The following is a 22,478-nucleotide window of genomic DNA, read 5'->3' on the forward strand; positions in this document are numbered from 1 at the left end:
GCGACCGGCCCAGCGGCTCCCGCACGCTCGCTACGATCCGGACATGCTGAGAAAGCTGCTGATCGTCCTAGCTCTAGCGCTGGCCGCGGCCTGCTCGTCCGCCGGCGGGACGGAGCTGCCCAGCGGCCCCGACCTGATGAAGAGGTCCGCCGAGGCGATGAAGTCGGTCAAGTCCGCCTCGTTCTCGATCGCCACCGAGGGCAAGCCCAAGGTCCAGGTACGCAAGGCCGACGGCCGGCTGACCTCCGCCGGAGACGCCGACGGCACGCTGACCATCGAGGTGCTCGGCAGCCTTCAGGAGATCAGCTTCTTCGTGGTCGGCGACACCGTCCACTTCAAGGGCCCGACCGGCGGCTTCCAGAAGATGTCGAAGCAGAACCTGGCCCAGATCTACGACCCGTCGCTGATCCTGTCGCCCGCCGAGGGCATCTCCAAGCTGCTGTCGACCGCCACCGAGCCGCGCGTCGAGGGCGAGGAGGGCGCGGCGTACAAGGTCGCGGCCACCTTCTCCCCCGAGGTGCTGGGCAAGCTGGTCCCCGGCCTCAGCCAGGGCGTCAACGGGCAGCTCCTGATCGACAAGGCCTCCTCCCGCCTGACCAAGGCCACCCTGCCGGTGCAGGACGGCTCGGTGATCGTCTCCTTCAGCGACTACGACGCCCCGGTCACGATCACCCCGCCCGCCGGATGAAGGCTGCGCGCCGGGTCGCCCTGGGCGTCGGCGGGGCGGTGGTGCTGCTGGCCGCGCTCGACGCCTACGTCGTGGTGACCGTCCTGATCGACATCGCCACCGAGGTCGGGGTGCCGCTGAACCACCTGGAGCGGGCCACCCCGGTGGTGACCGGCTTCCTGCTCGGCTACATCGCCGCGATGCCGCTGCTCGGCCAACTGTCCGACCGGTACGGCCGGCGCCCCCTCATCCACGCCTGCCTGGCGGCGTTCGCGCTGGGCTCCCTGCTGACCGCGCTGGCCGGATCGCTGCCCATGATCGTGGGCGGGCGCGCCCTGCAGGGCATCGCGGGCGGCGCGCTGCTGCCGATCACCATGGCGCTCATCGGCGACCTGTGGGACGAGCGCGAGCGCCCGGTCGCCCTCGGCGCGGTCGGCGCCGCCCAGGAGCTCGGCAGCGCCCTGGGCCCGCTCTACGGCGGCGTGCTGGCGCTGGCCCCGGCCTTCCAGCTCGCCGGGGTGGAGCTGGGCGGCTGGCACGCCATCTTCTGGATCAACCTCCCGCTGACCGCGCTGGCCGCCTTCGCGGTGCAGCGCACCGTGCCCGGCCGCGCGCAGGGAGCCGCCGCCCAGTCCGGAACCAGGATCGACGTCGTGGGCGGCGCGCTGCTCGCGCTCGCACTGGCCCTGCTGGTCATCGGCTTCTACAACGACGATCCGGCCAAGGCGATCCTGCCGCCGTGGGGCCCGCCGGCGATCGCCGCCGGCCTCGTCGCCGCCGCGGTGTTCGTCTGGTGGGAGATCCGCTCACCGGTACGCCTGCTCGACCTGACCGGCACCCGCAAGGGCCCGCTGCTGGCCACGCTCGGCGTCAGCTTCCTCACCGGCGCCGCGCTGCTGGTCACGATGGTGTTCGTGCAGTTCACGGCCCAGACGCTGCTGGAGATGGAGGCGCTGGAGGCGTCGCTGGTGCTGGGCCGCTTCCTCGTCGCGCTGCCGGTCGGCGCGGTCCTCGGCGGCGTGCTGGCCCGCAGGCTCGGCGACCGCCCGGTCGCGGTCGCCGGACTGCTCGTCGCCACCGTGGGCTACGTGCTCATGAACCGCTGGCCGCTCGACCTGGCCGGGCACCCGATCGACCTCGCGCTCCTCGTCTCCGGCCTCGGCCTGGGCCTGGTCATCGCGCCGATCTCGGCGGCGGTGCTGCGCGTGACCCCGGCGGTCCAGCACGGCGTCGCCTCCGCCGCCGTCGTCGTGGCCAGGATGATGGGCATGCTCATCGGCATCGCGGGCGTGTCCGCCTGGGGCTTCTACCGCTTCCAGTCGCTGACCGCCGACCTCGACACCCCGCTGCCCGTCGGCGTCGACGCGGTCACCTACGCCAAGCAGCTGGCCGCCTACACCGCGAAGGTGAAGGCGGCCCTGCACGTCGAGTACACCGAGATGTTCCTCGTGACCGCCGTGCTCTGCCTGCTCGGCGCCGTGGTGGCCCTCTGGATGCCTACGGCGAGAGGCGATGCAGGTCGCGCGGGAACAGGGTCGCCTGCCTGATGTTCGCCGCGCCGGTCAGCCGGGCCGTCCAGCGCTCCAGGCCGATGGCGAAGCCGCCGTGCGGCGGCATGCCGTACTTGAAGGCCTGCAGATATCCCCGGTACGGCCCCGCCGTCTCCCCCCGCTCGGCCAGCGCGGCGAGGTAGTCGGCGTGCCGGTGCAGCCGCTGCCCGCCGGTGACCAGCTCCAGCCCGCGAAACAGCAGGTCGAAGCCGTTGGAGTAGCCGGGCCGCGCCGGGTCGGGATGGGTGTAGAAGGGGCGCTTGGCCATCGGGTAGCCGGTGACGAACAGGAAGTCCGAGCCGTGCTCGCGCCGCGCCCACTCCGACAGCTCGCGTTCGCGTGCCGGTGACAGGTCGGGCTCGTCGCTGACGTCGGCGAAGTGCACCGCGGGGATCTCGGCGGGCACCTCGGGCAGCAGGTCGCGGGCCCGGGGGACGCGGCGCCGTACCGACTCGACCATGCCCGCGAGGGCCTCGCGCAGGACCGCCATGACGTCGCGGTGGTCGGCGACGAAGCCGAGCTCGGCGTCCAGGCTCGTGTACTGCGCGAGGTGGCGGGCGGTGTCGTGCGGCTCGGCGCGGAAGACGGGACCGACCTCGTAGACGCGCTCAAAGACGCCGACCATCATCTGCTTGTAGAACTGCGGCGACTGGGCCAGGTAGGCGCGGCGGCCGAAGTAGCCGACGGAGAAGACGTCGGCGCCGGACTCGGTGGCCGACTCGACCAGCTTGGGCGTGTGGATCTCGGTGAACGCCAGCCGGTCCAGCGCCTCGCGGAACCCGGCCACGCTGGCCGCGGAGATCTCCAGCGGCAGGCGCAGCGCGCGATGGCGCAGGGCCAGCGGCGCGTGGTCGAGCACGGTGGGCAGCGACGCGCCCACCTCGGGCCGGAACAGTTCGAACGGCGGCTGGGCGGCCTCCCCCAGCACGGTGATCTCCGGCTCGGTGATCTCCACGCCGCCGGGCGCCCGCTCGCTGGGCGTGGCCAGCCCGGTGATCTCGACGACGGTCTCCTCGCCCGGCAGCTCCGGGCCGTCCGCGACCACCTGGGCCAGGCCGGCGCGGTCGCGTACGACCAGGAAGGACACGGATTTCAGCAGCCGGCGGCGATGGACCCAACCGGCGATCTTGACTCGTTGCCCGGCGTGCTCAGCGAGCTCCGCCGACAGGACACGAGAGATCATCACAACTCCTAGGAGAGATGCATGACCCCTTGGGAGTGCGGGGGAGAAGGGAGCTCCCGGTGCCACCGCACTTTCGCCGCCCCGCGAGGAGGCGGCCTCCACGACCCGATGACGGGGGTCAGACCGGCGGGGCATTGCCTCCCCGCACTCGGGAGTGTCTTCGCCCGGGGGCGCGGGGCCGCCTTCGCAGCTTCCGGCGGCTCTCTGGACCCGCGCGGGCCCCGGGCTACTCGTCTCCGTCTACGCGTTGCCGGTCAAGGTATCACTTCTTGGCCGCGGAGCCGCCGCCCTTGCGCTTCTCGCGGATCTTCATGGTCACCTCGATGGGCGAGCCGGCGAAGCCGAACTCCTCGCGCAGCCGGCGCTCGATGAAGCGCCGGTAGGTGTCCTCCAGCCAGCCCGAGGTGAACAGCACGAACTTCGGCGGCTCCGTGGACGCCTGCGTGGCGAACAGGATCTTGGGCTGCTTCCCGCCCCGCACGGGCGGGGGCGTGGCCTGCACCAGCTCGGTGAGGAAGGCGTTGAGCCGCGACGTCGGCACCCGGGTGGACCAGGAGTCGAGCGCCTTCTCCAGCGCGGGGACGAGCCGGTCGACGTGCCGGCCGGTCTTGGCGGAGATGTTGACGCGCAGCGCCCACGGGGTGCGCACGAGCTGCCGGTCGATCTCCTTCTCCAGGTAGTAGCGCCGGTCCTCGTCGACCAGGTCCCACTTGTTGAAGGCCACGACCATGGCCCGCCCCGACTCGATGACCAGCCCGATGATGCGCAGGTCCTGCTCGGTGAGCGGCTCGGAGGCGTCGATGAGCACGATCGCCACCTCCGCCTTCTCCAGCGCGGCACGGGTGCGCATGGCGGCGTAGAAGTCGGCGCCCTGCAGCTCCCGGTCGCGGCGGCGGATGCCGGCGGTGTCGACGAAGCGCCACGGCTTGCCGCCGAGCTCGATCAGCTCGTCCACCGGGTCGCGGGTGGTGCCCGCCATCGGGTCGACCAGCACCCGCTCCTCCCCCGCGAGCTTGTTGAGCAGGGAGGACTTGCCGACGTTGGGCTTGCCGAGCAACGCCACCCGGTTGGGGCCGCCCTGCTCGCCGAACTTCAGCTCCGGCGTCTCGGGCAGCGCGTCCAGCATGACGTCGAGGAGGTCGCCGCTGGAGCGCCCGTGCAGGGCCGAGACGGGGTACGGCTCGCCGAGCCCCAGCGCCCACAGCCCGGAGGCCTCCAGCTCAAGCTGCTGGTTGTCGACCTTGTTGGCGGCCAGGATGACCGGCTTGCCGGACTGGCGCAGGACGCCGCCGACGATCTCGTCGGCGTCGGTGGCGCCCACGGTGGCGTCGACCACGAACACGATCACGTCGGCGAGCTCCACGGCCACCTGGGCCTGCTCGGCGATGCGCAGGTTCATGCCGGTGGCGTCGGGGTCCCAGCCTCCGGTGTCGACCACGGTGAAGCGGCGCCCGCGCCAGTTGGCGTCGTAGGCGACGCGGTCGCGGGTGACGCCGGGCACGTCCTCGACGACCGCCTCGCGGCGGCCGATGATGCGGTTGACCAGCGTGGACTTGCCGACGTTCGGGCGTCCGACGATGGCCACGACGGGCAGCGGTCCGCTGTCGTCGTCGTGGTCGCTGATCTCCAGGTCGTCGAGCTCAGCCTCGACCCAGTCCCCCGTGTTCACGATGTTCTCGTCCTTCGTGTGAGTACCGCACCTGAAGGTCAGGCGCGCTCGTTGACCCGGTCGCGCTCGCCGCGGAACCCGCCGGCCGACGGCCCCGGGTCCTCCTGGCTCGCGACCACACCCAGCACCGCGTCGATGACCTCTTGCAGGGTCAGCGGCGTGGTGTCGAGCTCGATGGCGCCATCCGCCATCGACAGTGGATCGGTCTTACGTGTCGAGTCCAGGGTGTCACGCCTGGCCATGGCGGCCTGCTGCGCCTCCACCGTGGTGCCCGCCAGCTCCGCGGTGCGCCGCAGGGCGCGGGCCTGCGCGCTGGCGGTGAGGTAGATCTTGACGGCGGCCTGCGGCCAGACGACCGTGCCGATGTCGCGGCCCTCGACCACGATGCCGCCCGCGCCGATGATCTCCCGCTGCAGCGCCACCAGCCTGGTGCGCACCTCGGGCACCGCGGCCACCGCGGAGACGGAGCCGGTGACCTCGCCGGTGCGGATCGGCCCGGCGACGTCGACGCCGCCCACGTGGATGGACGGGCCGTCCGGGTCGGTGCCGCTGACGATCTCGGGCTCGCCGCAACGCGCCGCTACGGCGGCCGGGTCGGCCACGTCGACGCCCTGCTGGAGCATCCACCAGGTCATCGCCCGGTACATCGCCCCGGTGTCCAGGTAGCGCAGGCGCAGCGCACGGGCCACCCCGCGCGACACGCTCGACTTGCCCGACCCCGAAGGGCCGTCCATGGCGACGACCAGACCGGTCACGGTCTCTCCCTCTTCACGGCTTTACCTCAACCTGAAGAGGCTACCGCCTCCACGTCACTCGCCGATCCAGCTTCACCCGCCCCGCCCTCTCCCGCGACCGCTGTGACGCTCAGCCGGTCCGACCTCGCCTCTCTCACAACCGGGTCCGACCCGGCGGCGCCCTCGAAGGCGCCGCCGGTTCAGCCGTTGCTGACGCGGAGCGCGCGCGGGTGCACCAGCCCGCGCTTCAGCAGCGCCGCGGTCAGCAGCGGGCTGCCGCTGACCGCCTCCTTGTAGGCCACGGCCCAGCGCCCGGTCAGGTACGCCCGCCGCGGGCTGTCGTCGCCCCGCGTGAACTGGATGACCCCGTCCCCGCGCCCCAGGCTGAGCGGCTGGTGGAAGTACCCGAACCGGAACGGCCTGGCCGGCCTGCCCCTGAGCCGATCGGCGATCGCGTCGGCGGCGTGCAGGGCCGTGGGAATCCCGCTCTGGCACGTCCCGTGGATCACCCCGTACGGCTGGCCGACCGCCGCCCCGTCCCCCACCGCGTACACGTCGGGATGCGAGACCGACCGCAGGGTGGCGTCCACGACCACGCGCCCGCGCCCGTCCACGGCCAGCCCCGACTCCTCCGCCAGCGCCAGCCCGGTGGTGCCCGCGGTCCAGAGCGTGGCCGAGGACGGCACGAGTTCGCCGCCCGCCAGCTCCACCGCGTCGGGCAGCATCTTGGTCACTTCGGCGCCCGCGCGCACCTCGATGCCGAGGCGGTCCATCGCCCGTCTGACGTAGGCGCGGGCCCGCGGGCCCATCATCGCGGCCGGCGTGCCCCTGCTGAGCAGGACCACGCGCAGGCGGGGGTGGGCTTCGGCGATCTCGGTGGCCGACTCGACGCCGGTCAGCCCGCCGCCGGCGACCACGACCGTGCCCTCGGTGAGCCGGTCGAGCGAGGCGGCCAGCCGTACCGCGTCGTGGTGGTCGTCGTAGACGTGCGCGTGCTCGCGCACGCCGGGCGTGGAGCGGTCGGTGACGGTGCCGAGGGCGTAGACGAGCGTGTCGTAGCGGACGACGCCGCCGCTCAGCAGCGTGACCTCGTGCCGCCCCGGATCGAGCCCGGCCACCCGGTCGTGCAGGAAGGTGATGCCCGTTCCGGCGATCACGTCCGCGATCGCGTGGTCGGCCAGCCGCTGCCCGGCGGCCGTCTGGTGCAGGCGCAGCCGTTCGGTGAACCGCGGCGAGGCGTTGACCAGCGTCACCTTCGCGCCGTGGCGACGGGTCCTCCTCGCGACCCGGATCGCCGTCAGCAACCCGGTGTATCCGGCTCCCAGAACCATGATGTGTGTCATGCCGGGTAGACGGATCCAGCGCGCCCGAATGTGACATCCGGGCGCCCGATGGCTGACTAGGGGACCTGCCAGCCGCGTTCGTGCAAAGCCTCCTGCAGTACGGCTACCGCGTCCGGCTGCACCGACAGCTCCGCCAGGCCCAGGGGCAGGCCGGGGGCGTGCTCCAGCCGTACGTCCTCGACGTTGACCCCGACCTCGTCGCACACCTGGAACAACCGGGCGAGCTGACCGGGCCGGTCCCCGATGACCACCTGGACGACGGCATAGGCGGCGGCAGGCCCGCCGTGCTTGCCCGGAATGCGCCCGTACCCGGCGACCCCGCGCTTGAGCAACTGGGTCACGTCGGGCCCCGCGCTCCGGTCGCCCTCGGCCAGCGCGCGCAACGCCGCCGCGGCCTCGGTCAGGTCGCGGGAGACCGCCTCCAGCACCTCGGCGACGGGCGCGGCGTTGCCGGACAGGATGCCCAGCCACAGGCCGGGGTCGCTGCCCGCGATCCTGGTCACGTCGCGCACGCCCTGACCGGCCAGGCCGAGCGCCACGTCGGAGGCGTCGGACAGCCGGGCCGCCACCGCGGAGGCCGCGACGTGCGGCGCGTGCGAGACCAGCGCGACCGCGCGGTCGTGCTCCTCGGCGCTCACCTCGACCGGCTTGGCGCCGCACAGCTCGATCAGCTCCAGCACCGCCTGCCGTGCCTCGGGCCGCGCCTCCTCCGTCGGGCACAGCGCCCACGGCCGGCCCAGGAACAGGTCCGCCCTGGCCGCGCCCGGCCCCGCCTTCTCCCGGCCGGCCATCGGGTGGGAGGCCACGTACGCGCCCATGTCGCAGCCCAGCTCGGCCGCCCGCAGGATCGGCATGGCCTTCACGCTCGACACGTCGGTGTAGAAGCGGGCGGTGTCGCGCTGCTGCAGGCCGCGCAGCTCGCTCGCCACGTGGTCCGGCGGCACCGCGACGATCGCCAGGTCAACCCGCTCGCCGGAATGCCACTCCTGGCCGGCGCCCATCTCCCTGGCCAGGCGTACCGCGCCGAGGTCGCGGTCGGCGAGCAGGACGCTCACCCCGCGCTGGCGCAGCGCCAGCCCGATCGACGTGCCGACCAGGCCGGTGCCGAGGACGAGGACGCTCTCAAGCTTCATTGCGCGATGTCCTGGCGCAGCGCGACGGCGCCGCGCAGGTAGACGTGGACGATCTCGGCACGCGGCCGGTCGGTCTCCACGTGCGCGAGCAGCCGCACCACGCGCGGCAGCGCGCCCGGCACGGCGATCTCCGTGGCGCAGATGAGCGGCACGTCGTGGAAGCCCAGCTTGCGCGCCGCCAGAGCGGGGAACTCCGCCGTCAGGTCGGGCGTCGCGGTGAACAACACGCTGATCACGTCGTCGGTCGTCAGCCGGTTACGCTCCATGAGCGTGCTCACCAGCTCCGTCGTCGCCTCGATGATCGCGTCGCGGTCGTCGGCGTCCACCTGGATCGCCCCGCGAATCGCGCGGACCATGGTGCTCGTCCCCTTCATATGGCATGGAGCCCGTACACGACGGTACGGGCTCCTTGGTATGGGCTGCCAGATTACAGCTTGACGGCGGCGTACAGCTCGCCGACTTCCATCAGCGACAGCGCCCTGAGCGTGCCCGGCTTCGTCCGGCCCAGCTTGACCGGCCCGAACTCGATCCTGGCCAGGTCGATCACGCGGTGACCGGCCTCCTCCAGCATGCGGCGCACCACGTGCTTGCGGCCCTCGTGCAGCACCACCTCGACCAGCGCCTGCTGGCCGTGCTCCTGCACGATCGAGAACGCGTCGGCACGGGCCAGGCCGTCCTCCAGCTCGATGCCCTCGCGCAGCCTGCGGCCGAGGTCGCGCGGGATCGGCCCCGGCACCTTCGCCCAGTACTTCTTCTGCACCCCGTAGCTCGGATGCGTCAGCCTGTTGGCCAGCTCGCCGTCGTTGGTGAGCAGCAGCAGGCCCTCGGTCTCGGTGTCGAGCCGGCCCACGTGGAACAGCCGCGGCGCCAGCTCCTGCACGTAGTCGGCCAGGCACGGGCGGCCCTGCGGGTCCTCCATCGTCGACACGACGCCGATGGGCTTGTTCAGGGCGTAGTAGACGAGGTCGGGGGCGGTGGGGATGCGCTTGCCGTCCACGTGGATGACCTGCGTGGCCGGGTCGACCTTCGCGCCGAAGCGGCGCACGACCTGGCCGTTGACGGTCACGCGGCCGTCGCCGATCATCTCCTCGCACGCCCGGCGGCTGGCGACGCCCGCCTGGGCCAGCACCTTCTGCAGCCTGACGCCGCCGGGGACCTCGGTGGTGTCCCGCTCGTCGGTGTAGCCGGGCTCGAAGAACGCCGAGTCCCGTAGGGGCTGGCGGGCGGTCTTGAACCGGTCCGCGGGCCGCGCGTCCCTGCTCGGCCGCTCGTCGCGCCGGGGTCCCCTGCTGGAGGATCCGCCGGTACGGCTGCCGCCGATCGTCTGGACGTCGTCGCGCTTGCCGTACCGTGCCCTGGTGGTGCTGGGGGCGTCACGCCGCCCACCACGCCCGGCACGGACGTCGTCCCGCGCCGAACGCTCGGGACGGTCAGCCCGCTCGTCACGCCGCTGGAAACCACCACGGTCCCGGTCATCGCGACGCTGGTAACCGCCACGGTCCCGGTCGTCACGCCGCTGGTAGCCGCCACGGTCCCGGTCGTCACGCCGCTGGTAGCCGCCACGGTCGCGGTCATCGCGGCGCTGGTAACCACCGCGGTCATCACGGCTCTGGGAGTCGCTGCGGCCATAGCCACCGCGGTCCCGGTCGTCCCGGCGCTGGTAGCCGCCACGGTCGCGGTCGTCGCGGCGCTCGTAGCCGCCACGGTCCCGGTCGTCACGGGGCTGGTAACCACCACGGTCATCACGGCCCTGGGAGCCGCCGCGGTCGCGGTCGTCCCGGCGCTGGTAGCCGCCTCGGTCGCGGTCATCGCGACGCTGGTAGCCGCCACGGTCGTCGCGACCCTGGGAGCCGCCGCGGTCGTCGCGGCGGTCGGTGGGCTTGCCGGGGCGGGCTCGGGAGCCGCCCCGGTCGGCGCGCAGAGAGTCTCGCTCCCCGCCGCCACGTCGGTCGTCGGAGCGGAAGGCGGGACGCCCGCCGCGGCCGGCGTGGCCGCCCGAACGTCCTCGACCGCGTCCATCACCGGACGGGGTGCTTCGCCTGTTGTTCACTTCGTTGTCTCCTCGAGGTTCTCCACGTCGTCCGGGAGGAACGGCGCCAGCTCAGGAAGCTCGCCGATGTCCTTCAGTCCCAGACGCTCCAGGAAGTATGAGCTTGTCCGGTAGAGCACTGCCTGGCTCTCCGGGTCGGTGCCGGCCTCCTCGACCAGCCCCCTCGCGACGAGCGTACGCATGACGCCGTCGCTGTTCACACCGCGCACTGCGGCCACGCGGGCACGGCTCACCGGTTGCCGGTAGGCCACGACCGCGAGAGTCTCCAGGGCAGCCTGCGTAAGCCGCGTCTGCTGCCCGTCGCGCACGAAGCGCTCGACGAGAGGCGCGCACTCGGCCCGCGTGTAGAAACGCCAGCCTCCCGCCACCTCTCTCAGGTCAAAACCCCGCCCGCCGGCCGTGTATTCCGCCGCCAGCTCGGAAAGCGCGAGCCCGACCTCCTGCGTGGGCCTCTCCAGCACCTGGGCCAGCGTCACCTCGGCCACCGGCTCGTCCACCACCAGCAGGATCGCCTCCAGCGACGCCTTCAACCCAGGCCCCGCCTCCCCAACCCCCGCGACATCCTCGGCACCCGGAACTTCCTCCACCAACGCCGGCACCACGACGACAGGCTCCGCCGCACCACCCCGAGCGCCCTCCACCGAGCCCGGCGCGACCGTGGCCTCCTCAACCCGGACGACCGGCTCCGCCTCACCACCTTGAGCGCCCTCCACCAAGCCCGGCGCGACCAGGTCCTCGCGAGCGGAGACCACCGGCTCCGGGTCCGCCTCGCCGCCCGGAGCGCCCTGCGCCAAGTCCGATGAGACCGAGACCGGAGCATCCGCGGTGTCGGCCGTAAGCTCTGCGCCGGTCTCGGTGTCCGCGGGTTCTCCGGGAGGTTCCGGGGTTTCGGTGGCCGGTTGGGTGTCGTCCTCGTCGGCGGGCAGGCGGGGTGCCGGGGTGGGTGGGGTGGTGGACAGGGCGCCGGGCAGGTTCATCCAGGCGGGCAGGGACGGCTCCGCGGCCCGGCGGGGTGCGGGCGGGGTGTCGTGCTCAGGCATCGGTCTTCTTCTCCGCGGATTCTTCGTAGTCGTCGCCGACCGAGATGTCGCCGTCGTCGGCGCCGGTCCAGGTCACGTGCAGGTCGCCGAGCGGTTCGACCTGGTCGAAGGTCACGGCCGACTCCCGGAACAGCTCCAGCACCGCCAGGAACCTGGCGATCACCTCGAAGGTGCCCTCGCAGTCGGCGACCAGCGCGCGGAAGGTGGCCTTGCGCATCCGCCGCAGGCGCAGCACCAGGATGGCCGCCTGTTCGCGGACGCTGGCGAGCGGCTGGTAGATGTGGCCGACGCTCACGGTCGGCGGCAGCTTGGGGGTGAAGGCCCTGGCCGCGATCCTGGCGAGCTGGTCGGGCCCGATCCCGAGGATCAGCTCGGGCAGCAGGTCGGCGAACTGCGGCTCCATGGGCACGGTCCGCGGGAAGCGCAGCGCCTCCTCCGCCATCTTGCCCGAGAAGATCCTCGCCACCTCCTTGTACGCCTTGTACTGCAGCAGCCGGGCGAACAGGAGGTCACGGGCTTCCAGGAGCGCGAGGTCCTCTTCGTCCTCCACCTCGCCGGTCGGCAGCAGCCGGGCCGCCTTGAGGTCGAGCAGGGTGGCCGCCACGAGGAGGAAGTGGCTGGTCTGGTCGAGGTCCCACTCGGGCCCGCGCGACTTGATGTAGGAGATGAACTCGCCGGTGACCTTCGACAGGGAGACCTCGGTGATGTCCAGCTTGTGCTTGGAGATCAGGCCGAGCAGCAGGTCGAAGGGCCCCTCGAAGACGTCCAGGTGGACCTGGAAGCCGCCTTGCTCCGTGGGGGTCGATGTCACCTGGCCATTGTGGCAGGAGCGGGCCAGCGCGACAGCACTTCGCGGGCGAGCTCCCGGTAGGCGTTGGCGCCGAGCGAGGACGGGTCGAAGGTGGTGATGGGCTCCCCGGCGACGGTGGCGTCGGGGAAGCGGACGGTGCGGTTGATCACCGTGTGGAACACCTTGTCGCCGAACGCCTCCACGACCCGGGCGAGCACCTCGCGGCCGTGCAGGGTACGCGCGTCGTACATGGTGGCGAGCAGGCCCTCTATCTCCAGCTCGTCGTTGAGGCGCTCCTGGACCTTGGCGATGGTGTCCATGAGCAGGGCGACGCCGCGCAGCGCGAAGAACTCGCACTCCAGCGGCACCATGACGCCGTGGGCGCAGGTGAGCGCGTTGACGGTGAGCAGGCCGAGCGACGGCTGGCAGTCGATGAGGCAGACGTCGTAGTGGGGCAGCAGCGGCTTGAGCACGCGGCCGAGCACCTGCTCGCGGGCCACCTCGGTGACGAGCTGGACTTCGGCGGCGGACAGGTCGATGTTGCTGGGCAGCAGGTCGAGGCCCTCGACGCCGGTCTCCAGCAGCACGTCCTCGGCGGAGACGTTGCGGTCCATCAGCAGGTTGTAGACGGTGAGGTCGAGCTGATGGGGGTTGATGCCGAGGCCGACCGAGAGCGCGCCCTGCGGGTCGAAGTCGACGAGCAGGACCTTCAGCCCGTACTCGACAAGCGCGGCGCCCAGGTTGATGGTGGTCGTCGTCTTGCCGACGCCGCCCTTCTGGTTGACCATCGCGACGACGCGGGCGGGCCCGTGGATCTCGCGCGGGGCTGGTTCCGGGAACACGGGGCGCGGCCTTCGGGTGGGGCCCAGGTTCACGCCGGCGGTGGGCGTGGCCGTCTTCGTGTCACCCCAGGGGTTTTCGGGGTTCCCCTGGGTCGATCCGTTGGTCGTCACAGTCACCAGCTCGAACCTCCCTGACGATCCCGAACCGGACCGTCCGGACGGACACTATGGCGTCAGCACTTAACGCGGCAAGGCGGCACGCCGTACTCGCCGCACGTCGCAAAGACTATAGATCACTGGCGGGCACGCGGATGCGCCGCAGCGTAGACCTCGCGGAGCTTGTCGACCGTCACCAGCGTGTAGACCTGGGTGGTGGTCACCGAGGCGTGGCCGAGCAGCTCCTGGACCACCCTAACGTCGGCACCGCCGTCGATGAGGTGGGTTGCGAAGGAATGGCGCAACACGTGGGGGGAAATCCCGGCAAGTCCGGCTCGTTCCGCGGCGGCCTGGAGCACCTCCCAGGCGCCCTGCCGGGTCAGCCGGCCACCCCGGGCGTTCAGGAACAACGCGGGCGTGCCCCGGCCATGGGCCACCAGACCGGGGCGGGCCCGGACGAGGTAGGCGTCGAGGGCTTCGCGGGCATAACGGCCCAGCGGGACCACGCGTGTGCGGCCGCCCTTGCCGCGCAGCCGTACCTGCTCGGCTTCGAGGTCGTCGACGGCCAGGCCGACGGCTTCGGAGATGCGGGCGCCGGTGCCGTACAGGACCTCCAGGAGGGCGCGGTTGCGGAGGGTCAGGGGCGCGCCCTCGGGGCCGGAGGCGGCGAGCAGGCGCTCCACCTCGTCGACGGTGATCGGCTTGGGCAGGCGGCGCAGTTGCCTGGGCGGGCGCACCTGGTGGGCGGGGTCGTGGCCGGTCACGCCCTCGCGCAGGGCGAAGCGGTGCAGGCCGCGCACCGCGGAGACGGCCCGCGCGGCGGAGCTGGCCACGAGGGCGGGGTGCTCGCCGTCGCCCTCGCGCAGCGCGGACAGGAACGCCAGGACGTCGGCCTCGGCCACCTGGTCGAGCTCCAGGCGCCCGCGCGCCTGGAGGTGGTCGACGTAGCGGCGCAGGTCACGCTTGTAGGAGGCGAGCGTGTTGACAGCCAGGCCCCGCTCCACCGCCAGATGGGCGAGGTAGCTGGAGAGCACCGCCTCCACGAAAGCTCACTCCTCAGGTGCGTCGGCGGGCCGCAACAGCCCGAACCCTTCGACCGATGCCGCGTACGCGGCGAGGATACCGGCCACGGCCGGGGAATTGTGGATCATTCCCATGAGCGCTTTCTCGACGGCGTCGGCGAGGGGCACCCATTCGACCGGCATGTCGGTCTCCTCGTGCTTACGCTCGAAGTCGATCTCGGTACGGCGCAGCCCTCTGGCCAGGAAGACCCGGATGCGCTCGTCGGTCATCCCCGGCGAGCTCATCAGGTCGACCAGCGTGTGCCAGGTGTCGGCGGCGTAGCCCGCCTCCTCGGCCAGTTCGCGCGCCGCGGTCGTGACCAGCGGCTCGCCCTCGACGTCGCGGATGCCCGCGGGCAGCTCCCACAGCAGGTGGCGCACCGGATGCCGGTACTGGCGCAGCAGCAGGACCCGGCCCTCCTCGTCGAGCGCGAGGACGGCGACCGAGCCGGGGTGGACGACGTAGTCGCGGTCGGCGACCTCGTCACCGGGCATGCGCACGGAGTCGGTGCGCAGGCCGATCACCCGGCCCTGGAAGTGCTCCTTGGAGGCGACGACGTCCCACTGCTCGGCGGTGTCCCTCACTTGGCGACCCTGGAGGAGACACGGCCGTCGGCGTAGGCCAGCGCGGCGGTGATGAGGCCCTTGAACATCGGGTTGGCGCGGGTCGGGCGGGACTTGAACTCGGGGTGGGCCTGGGTGCCGATGAAGAACGGGTGGGTCTCGACGGGCAGCTCGGTGTACTCGACCAGGCGCCCGTCGGGCGACAGGCCGGAGAAGACCAGGCCGACCTTCTCCAGCCGCTCGCGGTAGGAGTTGTTGACCTCGTAGCGGTGGCGGTGGCGTTCGTCGGCCTTGGCCTTGCCGTAGAGCTGCCTGGCCAGGGTGCCCTCGCCGAGCTTGGCGGTGTAGGCGCCCAGGCGCATGGTGCCGCCCATGTCGCGCTCGCCGGCGACGACGTCCTCCTGGTCGGCCATGGTGGAGATGACCGGGTGCTTGGTGTCGGCGTCGAACTCGGCGGAGTTGGCGTCGTCGACCCCGGCCAGGTTGCGGGCGGCCTCGATGACCATGCCCTGCATGCCGAGACAGATGCCGAGCAGCGGCACCTTGTTCTCGCGGGCGTGCTTGATGGCGCCGATCTTGCCCTCGATGCCGCGTACGCCGAAGCCGCCCGGGATGAGCACGCCGTCCACGCCGTCGAGCTCGCGGGAGGCGCCCTCGTCGGTCTCGCAGTCGTCGGACTTGACCCAGCGGATGTTGACGCGGGCGTCGTTGGCGAAGCCGCCCGCGCGCAGCGCCTCGGTGACCGACAGGTAGGCGTCGGGCAGGTCGATGTACTTGCCGACCAGCGCGATCGTGACCTCCTTGGCCGGGCGGTGCACCCGACGCAGCAGTTGCTCCCACTCCTTCCAGTCCACGTCGCGGAACGGCAGGCCGAGGCGGCGCACGACGTAGGCGTCGAGGCCCTCGGTGTGGAGCACCTTGGGGATGTCGTAGATGGAGGCGGCGTCGACGGCGCTGACGACGGCGTCCTCGTCGACGTCGCACATCAGGCTGATCTTGCGCTTGATGGAGGTCTGCACGGGCCGGTCGGAGCGCAGGACGATCGCGTCGGGCTGGATGCCGATGCTGCGCAGCGCCGCGACGGAGTGCTGGGTCGGCTTGGTCTTCAGCTCGCCCGACGGACCGATGTACGGCAGCAGCGAGACGTGCAGGAAGAAGACGTTGTCGCGGCCGACCTCGTGGCGGATCTGGCGCACCGCCTCCAGGAAGGGCAGCGACTCGATGTCGCCCACGGTGCCGCCGACCTCGGTGATGACCACGTCCACCTCGGGACCGGCCATGCCGCGGATGCGGTCCTTGATCTCGTTGGTGATGTGCGGGATCACCTGGACGGTGTCGCCGAGGTACTCGCCGCGCCGCTCCTTGGCGATGACGTTGGAGTAGACCTGGCCGGTGGTGACGTTGGCGGAGCCGTGCAGGTCGGTGTCGAGGAAGCGCTCGTAGTGGCCGACGTCGAGGTCGGTCTCCGCGCCGTCGTCGGTGACGAAGACCTCGCCGTGCTGGAACGGGTTCATCGTGCCGGGGTCGACGTTGAGGTAGGGGTCGAGCTTCTGCATCGTGACCCGTAGCCCGCGTGCCTTGAGCAGGCGGCCGAGGCTGGAAGCCGTGAGCCCCTTGCCGAGACTGGAGGCGACACCGCCGGTGACGAACAGATGCTTGGTTTGCGATGCGCTGCGCAAAGGGGCTCCCGTGGCTCGAGGTGTGGTCGATGTGTCCACGGGCTCTCAGGATATCAAAGAACGCCCCCGACATGCCCGAACGGCATGACCAAGCGGTAACTTTGGGCCCTATGTCACACGTACGGCGGGCGGCGGGCGCGCTGATTCACCGCGCCTACACGGCCTTGCGCAGAGCCGGGGCGATCAGCCCGTCCAGTCCGGCCGGGTACCGCTTCCGTCACCTGGGCGAAGGCGTGTCGATCGCGTTCCCGCCCGGGGCGATCTTCGGCGAGCAGTGGATCGAGATCGGCGACGGGACGCTCGTCGGCGAGCGGGTCTCGCTGTCGTGCGGCATGGGCCCGGGGGTGGACCTGGGCCCCGGCTCGGTCCTGCGCATCGGCGCGAGCTGCTCGATCGGGCGCGGCAGCCACATCGTGGCGCACCAGTCGATCGACGTCGGCGACCACGTCTTCACCGGCCCGTACGTGTACATCACCGACCAGAACCACGTCTACGACGACCCCGAGGTGCCGATCGGACGGCAGTGGCCGCGCAACAGCCCGGTCTCGATCGGGTCCGGCTCGTGGCTGGGCACCGGCGCGATCATCCTGCCGGGGACCCGGCTGGGGCGGCAGTGCGTGGTGGCGGGCGGCGCGGTGGTGCGGGGCGAGTTCCCCGACCACAGCGTGGTGGCGGGCATCCCGGCCAAGCTGGTGCGCCGCTACGACCCGGCACTGGGCTGGCACGCCCCCGGCACCTCCACGATCACCGCCCTGGACCGCCAGGCCACCGCCTGAACCCCGGCCGAAACCGCCAGACGACCACCTGAAACCCCCGCCGAACCGTCAGGCGCCACGCTGAACCACCGCCGAACCGTCAGGCGCCACGCTGAACCACCGCCGAACCGTCAGGCGCCACGCTGAACCACCGCCGAACCGTCAGGCGACCGCACTTGGACCGCCGCCCCGAACGCCCGTGGGCCGCGCGCCACAGCCATGGAACCCCTTGGACCGGCCATAACCCGGCAAAGGCCGCCTCACGCCCGTCCACGCGGGGGACATACCGGGGCGTGGAGGTCGATCTGCTGCTGCGCCTGGTCGCGGCCGCGGTGCTCGGCGCCGTCATCGGCATCGAGCGGCAGTGGCGGGCCCGGATGGCGGGCCTGCGCACGAACCTGCTCGTCGCCGTGGGCGCGGCCCTGTTCGTGCTGCTCAGCGCGTATGGCTTCGCCGGCGCCACCGCCGACCCCACCAGGGTCGCCGCCCAGATCGTCTCCGGCATCGGCTTCCTCGGCGCGGGCGTGATCCTGCGCGAGGGCTTCAACATCCGCGGCCTCAACACCGCCGCGACCCTGTGGTGCGCGGCGGCGGTCGGCTCGCTGGCCGGCGCGGGCATGTACACGATGGCCACGGCGGGAACGTTCCTGATCGTGGGCGCGAACACGCTCATGCGCCCTCTGGGCCGCTTCCTGGACCGCAGGCGGGCGGCCCGCCGTACCCGCTATCGGTTCGAGGTGCGCTGCTGGGACGACGACCAGGCGCACGTGCGCAAGCTGGTCGTCAACGCGCTGACCCGGCCCGAGCTGCGGCTGCGCAGCCTCCAGGGACAGGAGGCCGACCGGCGCGGGCAGGTGGAGGTGATCGCGATCGTGGACAGCCTGCGCCGCGACGAGAACCTCTTCGAGTCGGCCACCAGCCGCCTGAGCCTGGAGCCCTCGGTGACCTCGGTGTCGTGGACGGTGGAGGACCAGGACGACGACGAGGACGACGACTCCTAGACCGAACAACGTTCTGGGGTTAGCGTCGCGGCATGCGCACCGAACTGGCCGAGCGCTTCGGCGTGGAGTTCCCGTTGTTCGCCTTCAGCCACTGCAGGGACGTCGTGGCCGCGGTCACCAGCGCGGGCGGCTTCGGCGTCCTGGGCGCCATCGCCTACTCCCCCGCCGAGCTGGACACCGAGCTGTCGTGGATCGACGAGCGGGTGGGCGGCCGGCCGTACGGGGTGGACGTGCTCGTCCCCGGCAAGATCGAGGGGCCGCGCATGGACGTCGAGCGGTTCATCCCCGACCGCCACCGCGACTTCGTCGCCCACCTCTTCCGCAAGTACGGCGTGCCCGCCACCTCCGGCAGGGAGATGGGGTCGGCCGACGAGTTCGCGGGCAGGGTGACGGCGGCGGGCGCGACCGGCCTGATCGACGTGGCGCTGAAGCACCCGATCGGACTCATCGCCAGCGCCCTGGGCCCGCCCCCGCCCGAGATGGTGACCAGGGCCCGCGAGCGCGGCGTCCCGGTGGCCGCCCTGGTCGGCACCGTGGAGCACGCGCGCAGGCAGGTGGCGGCGGGCGCGGACGTCATCGTCGCCCAGGGCACCGAGGCCGGCGGGCACACCGGCGAGATCTCCACGATGGTGCTGGTGCCGCAGGTCGTGGACGCGGTGGGCGCGGTCCCGGTGCTGGCGGCGGGCGGCATCGCCGACGGGCGGCAGATGGCCGCCGCGATGGCGCTCGGCGCGCAGGGCGTGTGGTGCGGCTCGGTCTGGCTGACCACCGAGGAGGCCGAGACGGCGCCGGCGGTCAAGCGCAAGATGCTGGCCGCCTCCTCGCTCGACACCGTCCGCTCGCGCTCGCGCACCGGCAAGCCGGCCAGGCAGCTCAAGTCGGCGTGGACCGAGGAGTGGGACGCCGCCCCCGAGAGTCCTGGCCCGCTGGGGATGCCGTTGCAGATGCTGGTGGCCGAGAGCGCGATGGGCAGGATCGGCGCGGCGGCCGAGCGCGGCGATCCGGGCGCGCTGGAGCTGGCCAACTACTTCGTCGGCCAGGTCGTGGGCCAGCTCGACCAGGTCAGGCCGGCCCGCGAGGTCGTCTACGCGATGGTGAGCGAGTTCGCCGACGCCGTGGAGCGGCTGCGCCGCCTGTCAGAGTAGAACGGTGGAGTTCGTCGAGCTGGCCAGGGGCGGCAAGGTGCCCGCACACGTCCAGATCGAGCGCTGGCTGCTGGAGTCGATCGGGCGCGGCGAGGTCGCGCCGGGCGACCGGCTGCCCGGCGAGCGTGAGCTGGCGGCGCGGCTGGGCGTGTCCAGGATGACGTTACGGCAGGCGCTGGCGACGCTGGAGGCACGCGGCGTCCTGGTGCGCACGCAGGGACGCGGCGGCGGGGCGTTCGTGGCCGAGCCCCGGGTCGAGTGCGACCTGACGGGACTGGCCGGGTTCACCGAGCGGATGCGGCGGGCGCACCTCACCGCCGAGGCCAGGCTGCTGCGCGCGCGCACCCGCCGCGCGCCGCCCGAGGTCGCGGCGGCGCTGGAGCTGGAGCCGGGCGCTCCGGTGCACGAGATCGCCCGCGTGCGCTCGGCCGGCGGCTCGCCGGTGGCGCTGGAGCTGTCGTTCTTCCCCGCCGCGATCCTGCCGGGGCTGCTGAAGGAGAACCTCGGCGGCTCCCTGTACGACCTGCTGGCCACCCGCTACGGCCTGGCCCCCGGCCGGGCGGTCGAGCACCTGGACCCGGTCGTGGCCACGCCCGAACAGGCCGCCGAGCTGGAGGTGGCGCCGGGCACGCCGCTCATGCGGATCGAGCGCACCGCGCGCACGGCCGCGGGCGTGCCGGTGGAGCACGCCCGCGACCTGTTCCGTCCCGACCGGGTCCGGCTGACGGTGCGGACCGGCTAGCCGACCGTGCCGGTGACGCGCTCGCCGAACAGCTCGACCTCCACGGCGCTGCCCGGCTCGGCCTCCAGGTAGGCGTAGGCCAGCGAGGCGCCCAGCGTGTAGCCGTACCCGCCGGAGGTGACCCGGCCCTCGATTCGGTCGCCGACCCGCACCGGCTCGTTGCCGAGCACGACCGCGCGCGGGTCGTCCAGCGTGATCCGGCGCAGCCGCCGCGCGGGCGACGGGTCGAGCGCCTCGCGGCCCAGGAACTCCTTGTCCGGCTTGACGCAGAAGCCCAGGCCCGCCTCGTACGGCGTCGTCTCGGGGCCGATGTCGGCGCCCCAGACCCGGTAGCCCTTCTCCAGGCGCAGGCTGTCGATGGCCTTGTAGCCGCAGGCCATCAGGCCGTGGCCCTGGCCGGCGGTCCAGAGGGTGTCCCAGAGCGCCCTGCCGTACTCGGTGGAGCAGTAGAGTTCCCACCCGAACTCGCCCACGAACGTCACCCGCAGCGCCAGCACCGGCACGTCGCCCACGGTCAGCTCGCGCGCGGACATGAACGGCGCGTCCAGCGGGTCCGCGGTGAGCGTCGCCATGATGTCGCGCGCCTTCGGTCCCCACAGGGCGAAGCAGGCGTACTGCCCGGTCACGTCGGCGATGCGCGCCGCCGAGCCGCGCAGCCTGGCCTGTTTGCGCAGCCAGCCGAGGTCGTGGGAGCCGAAGGCGGTGCCGGTGACGATGAGGAAGTCCTCCTCGCCGCGCCGGGTGACGGTGAAGTCGCACTCGACGCCGCCGCGCCGGTTGAGCGCCTGGGTGTAGGTGACCTGGCCGATCTCGCGGGCGACGCGGTTGGCGCACACCCACTCCAGCAGCTCCGCGGCGCCGGGCCCGCTCACCTCGATCTTGGCGAACGAGCTCTCGTCGAACAGCCCGGCCGTGTCGCGGGTGGCGCGGTGCTCGGCCCCGATCGCGGGATGCCAGCCGCGCGCCGCCCATCCCCGCGGCGCGTCGTCCTTCCCGTACGGCTCCGCCGCGTTGGAGGCGTAGTAGTTGACCCGCTCCCACCCCGACTTCTCGCCGAAGACGGCGCCGTGCCCGGCGTGCCAGGCGTAGGCGGGCGAGGTGCGCAGGGGGCGCCCGGCCTGGCGTTCGTGGCCCGGGTAGCGGATGTCGTAGTAGGTCTCGTAGTTCTCCACGACGCGCTTGCGCGTGTAGGAGGGCGAGCGGTACTGCCGGCCGAAGCGGCGCACGTCCATGTGCCACAGGTCCATGGACGGCTCGCCCTCGACGATCCACTCGGCCATGACCATGCCGATGCCGCCGGCCCCGGCGATGCCGTGGGCGCAGAAGCCGGCCGCCACGTAGAAGCCGCCGACCTCCGTCTCGCCCAGGCAGAACTCGTTGTCCGGCGTGAACGCCTCCGGCCCGTTGATCATCTTGCGGATGCCGACGTCGCCCATGGCGGGCACGCGTACGCGGGCGTTGTCGGAGATCTCGGCGAAGCGGTCCCAGTCCTCGGGCAGCAGGCGGCCGTTGAAGTCCTGGGGAACCGGGTCCAGCCAGGGGGCCGAGGTGCGCTCGTAGCCGCCCATGACCAGGCCCTGGACGTCCTGGCGGTAGTAGACGAGCAGGTCGGGGTCGCGCAGCGTGGGCAGTCCCGTGTGCTCGTGGAAGCCCTCCGTCACCACGTACTGGTGCGACATCGGGATGATCGGGACGCGGACCCCGGCCATCCGGCCGATCTCCGGGGCGAACATGCCGCCGCAGTTCACCACGACCTCGCACTCGACGTCGCCCTTGTCGGTGCGGACCCGGCGCACCCGGCCGCGTTCCACGTCGATGCCGAGCACGCGGGTGTGGGTGCGGATCCTGGCGCCGCCCTCGCGGGCCAGGCCGGCCAGGGCGTAGCAGAGCTGGGAGGGGTCGATCTGGCCGTCGGTCGGCAGGTACGCGGCGCCGAGCACGCCCTGCGGGTCCATGAGGGGGAACAGCTCGGCCGCCTCGGCGACCGAGATCTCCTCCAGTGGCAGGCCGTACGTGCGGGCCCAGCCGATCTGGCGGCGGATCTCCTCCATGCGCTCGGGGGTGGTGGCCAGCTTGATGCCGCCGCACTCGGTCCAGACGTCGAGCTTGCGGTAGAGCTCGACCGAGTACTGGTTCATGCGGGTCAGGGTGGGATCGGCGCGGAGCTGGCCGACGAGTCCCGCGGAGTGGAAGGTGGAGCCGCTGGTCAGTTCGTCGCGGTCGAGGAGCAGGACGTCACGTTCGCCGAGTTCGGTCAGGTGGTAGGCCACGCTGGCGCCGCCGACGCCGCCGCCGATGATCACGATCCGGGCCGAGTCGCTCATGCCCGCGACGCTAACCGCGCGAAAGTAAAAGGTCTAGACCGTTTTCTTCTCGATCGGGCGCGTGTCGCGGGCGGGTGAGGCACGATCGAAGCCGGGGGGCACGGTGCTAG

The 22,478-nt window shown here is 72.3% G+C and carries 20 protein-coding genes; 6 read left to right on the forward strand and 14 right to left on the reverse strand.

The window, feature by feature from the left end:
- The first annotated feature begins 43 nt into the window (after positions 1-43).
- Both ACIBEJ_RS26030 and ACIBEJ_RS26035 read left to right on the forward strand, forming a co-directional pair.
- On the forward strand, positions 44-688 hold the full coding sequence (locus ACIBEJ_RS26030) for an LppX_LprAFG lipoprotein (RefSeq protein WP_397185430.1): 645 nt from the start codon (positions 44-46) through the stop codon (positions 686-688).
- Complete coding sequence (locus tag ACIBEJ_RS26035; RefSeq protein ID WP_397185431.1) at positions 685-2,214, forward strand: MFS transporter; 1,530 nt, start codon at positions 685-687, stop codon at positions 2,212-2,214. Before ACIBEJ_RS26030 ends, ACIBEJ_RS26035 begins: the two co-directional genes overlap by 4 nt.
- On the opposite strand, the gene aspS is transcribed toward ACIBEJ_RS26035, so the two are convergent.
- The 13 genes from aspS to ACIBEJ_RS26100 all read right to left on the reverse strand — a co-directional run bounded on the left by aspS (position 2,165) and on the right by ACIBEJ_RS26100 (position 16,401).
- Positions 2,165-3,400 carry an aspartate--tRNA(Asn) ligase gene (gene aspS / locus ACIBEJ_RS26040; RefSeq protein WP_397185432.1) on the reverse strand — a complete coding sequence of 412 codons (1,236 nt, stop codon included), beginning with the start codon at positions 3,398-3,400 and terminating at the stop codon, positions 2,165-2,167. The genes ACIBEJ_RS26035 and aspS overlap by 50 nt on opposite strands.
- Positions 3,401-3,662: 262 nt before the next feature.
- Positions 3,663-5,069 carry a ribosome biogenesis GTPase Der gene (gene der, locus ACIBEJ_RS26045; protein ID WP_397185433.1) on the reverse strand — a complete coding sequence of 469 codons (1,407 nt, stop codon included), beginning with the start codon at positions 5,067-5,069 and terminating at the stop codon, positions 3,663-3,665.
- A 38-nt stretch (positions 5,070-5,107) separates the two neighbouring features.
- Positions 5,108-5,803, reverse strand: a complete 696-nt coding sequence (gene cmk, locus ACIBEJ_RS26050; RefSeq protein WP_397186087.1) for a (d)CMP kinase — start codon at positions 5,801-5,803, stop codon at positions 5,108-5,110.
- A gap of 200 nt (positions 5,804-6,003) precedes the next feature.
- The gene (locus ACIBEJ_RS26055) at positions 6,004-7,146 is read right to left on the reverse strand and encodes an NAD(P)/FAD-dependent oxidoreductase (RefSeq protein ID WP_397185434.1); all 1,143 of its coding nucleotides are present in this window, start codon (positions 7,144-7,146) and stop codon (positions 6,004-6,006) included.
- A 56-nt stretch (positions 7,147-7,202) separates the two neighbouring features.
- Entirely contained in the window at positions 7,203-8,279 is a 1,077-nt protein-coding gene (locus ACIBEJ_RS26060; RefSeq protein ID WP_397185435.1) for a prephenate dehydrogenase, read from the reverse strand.
- Positions 8,276-8,635 (reverse strand): chorismate mutase, encoded by a 360-nt coding sequence (gene aroH / locus ACIBEJ_RS26065; protein WP_397185436.1) that lies wholly within the window; start codon positions 8,633-8,635, stop codon positions 8,276-8,278. Before aroH ends, ACIBEJ_RS26060 begins: the two co-directional genes overlap by 4 nt.
- A 71-nt stretch (positions 8,636-8,706) precedes the next feature.
- Positions 8,707-10,329 carry a pseudouridine synthase gene (locus tag ACIBEJ_RS26070; protein ID WP_397185437.1) on the reverse strand — a complete coding sequence of 541 codons (1,623 nt, stop codon included), beginning with the start codon at positions 10,327-10,329 and terminating at the stop codon, positions 8,707-8,709.
- A complete protein-coding gene (gene scpB / locus ACIBEJ_RS26075; RefSeq protein ID WP_397186088.1) occupies positions 10,326-10,916 on the reverse strand; it encodes an SMC-Scp complex subunit ScpB in 591 nt (196 codons plus the stop codon). The genes ACIBEJ_RS26070 and scpB overlap by 4 nt, the downstream gene beginning before the upstream one ends.
- Before the next feature lie 445 nt (positions 10,917-11,361).
- Positions 11,362-12,180 carry a segregation and condensation protein A gene (locus ACIBEJ_RS26080; RefSeq protein WP_397185438.1) on the reverse strand — a complete coding sequence of 273 codons (819 nt, stop codon included), beginning with the start codon at positions 12,178-12,180 and terminating at the stop codon, positions 11,362-11,364.
- Complete coding sequence (locus ACIBEJ_RS26085) at positions 12,177-13,118, reverse strand: ParA family protein (RefSeq protein ID WP_397185439.1); 942 nt, start codon at positions 13,116-13,118, stop codon at positions 12,177-12,179. The genes ACIBEJ_RS26080 and ACIBEJ_RS26085 overlap by 4 nt, the downstream gene beginning before the upstream one ends.
- Before the next feature lie 116 nt (positions 13,119-13,234).
- On the reverse strand, positions 13,235-14,140 hold the full coding sequence (locus tag ACIBEJ_RS26090; RefSeq protein WP_397185440.1) for a site-specific tyrosine recombinase XerD: 906 nt from the start codon (positions 14,138-14,140) through the stop codon (positions 13,235-13,237).
- 6 nt (positions 14,141-14,146) lie between these two features.
- On the reverse strand, positions 14,147-14,743 hold the full coding sequence (locus tag ACIBEJ_RS26095) for an NUDIX domain-containing protein (RefSeq protein WP_397185441.1): 597 nt from the start codon (positions 14,741-14,743) through the stop codon (positions 14,147-14,149).
- Complete coding sequence (locus ACIBEJ_RS26100; RefSeq protein WP_397185442.1) at positions 14,740-16,401, reverse strand: CTP synthase; 1,662 nt, start codon at positions 16,399-16,401, stop codon at positions 14,740-14,742. Before ACIBEJ_RS26100 ends, ACIBEJ_RS26095 begins: the two co-directional genes overlap by 4 nt.
- 110 nt (positions 16,402-16,511) lie before the next feature.
- Between ACIBEJ_RS26100 and ACIBEJ_RS26105 the strand changes: the two genes are divergently transcribed.
- From ACIBEJ_RS26105 to ACIBEJ_RS26120, 4 genes are all read left to right on the forward strand, one after another.
- Positions 16,512-17,177: an acyltransferase gene (locus ACIBEJ_RS26105; RefSeq protein ID WP_397185443.1), complete on the forward strand. Its 666-nt coding sequence runs from the start codon at positions 16,512-16,514 to the stop codon at positions 17,175-17,177.
- Positions 17,178-17,449: 272 nt separating this feature from the next.
- Entirely contained in the window at positions 17,450-18,157 is a 708-nt protein-coding gene (locus tag ACIBEJ_RS26110) for an MgtC/SapB family protein (RefSeq protein ID WP_397185444.1), read from the forward strand.
- A 32-nt stretch (positions 18,158-18,189) separates the two neighbouring features.
- The gene (locus ACIBEJ_RS26115; protein ID WP_397185445.1) at positions 18,190-19,302 is read left to right on the forward strand and encodes an NAD(P)H-dependent flavin oxidoreductase; all 1,113 of its coding nucleotides are present in this window, start codon (positions 18,190-18,192) and stop codon (positions 19,300-19,302) included.
- A 4-nt stretch (positions 19,303-19,306) separates the two neighbouring features.
- Complete coding sequence (locus ACIBEJ_RS26120) at positions 19,307-20,044, forward strand: GntR family transcriptional regulator (protein WP_397185446.1); 738 nt, start codon at positions 19,307-19,309, stop codon at positions 20,042-20,044.
- On the opposite strand, the gene ACIBEJ_RS26125 is transcribed toward ACIBEJ_RS26120, so the two are convergent.
- The gene (locus ACIBEJ_RS26125) at positions 20,041-22,368 is read right to left on the reverse strand and encodes an FAD-dependent oxidoreductase (protein ID WP_397185447.1); all 2,328 of its coding nucleotides are present in this window, start codon (positions 22,366-22,368) and stop codon (positions 20,041-20,043) included. The genes ACIBEJ_RS26120 and ACIBEJ_RS26125 overlap by 4 nt on opposite strands.
- Positions 22,369-22,478: the final 110 nt, after the last annotated feature.

It is taken from the genome of Nonomuraea sp. NPDC050790, from assembly GCF_044456745.1.
In the GTDB taxonomy this organism is placed as follows: Bacteria; Actinomycetota; Actinomycetes; order Streptosporangiales; family Streptosporangiaceae; genus Nonomuraea.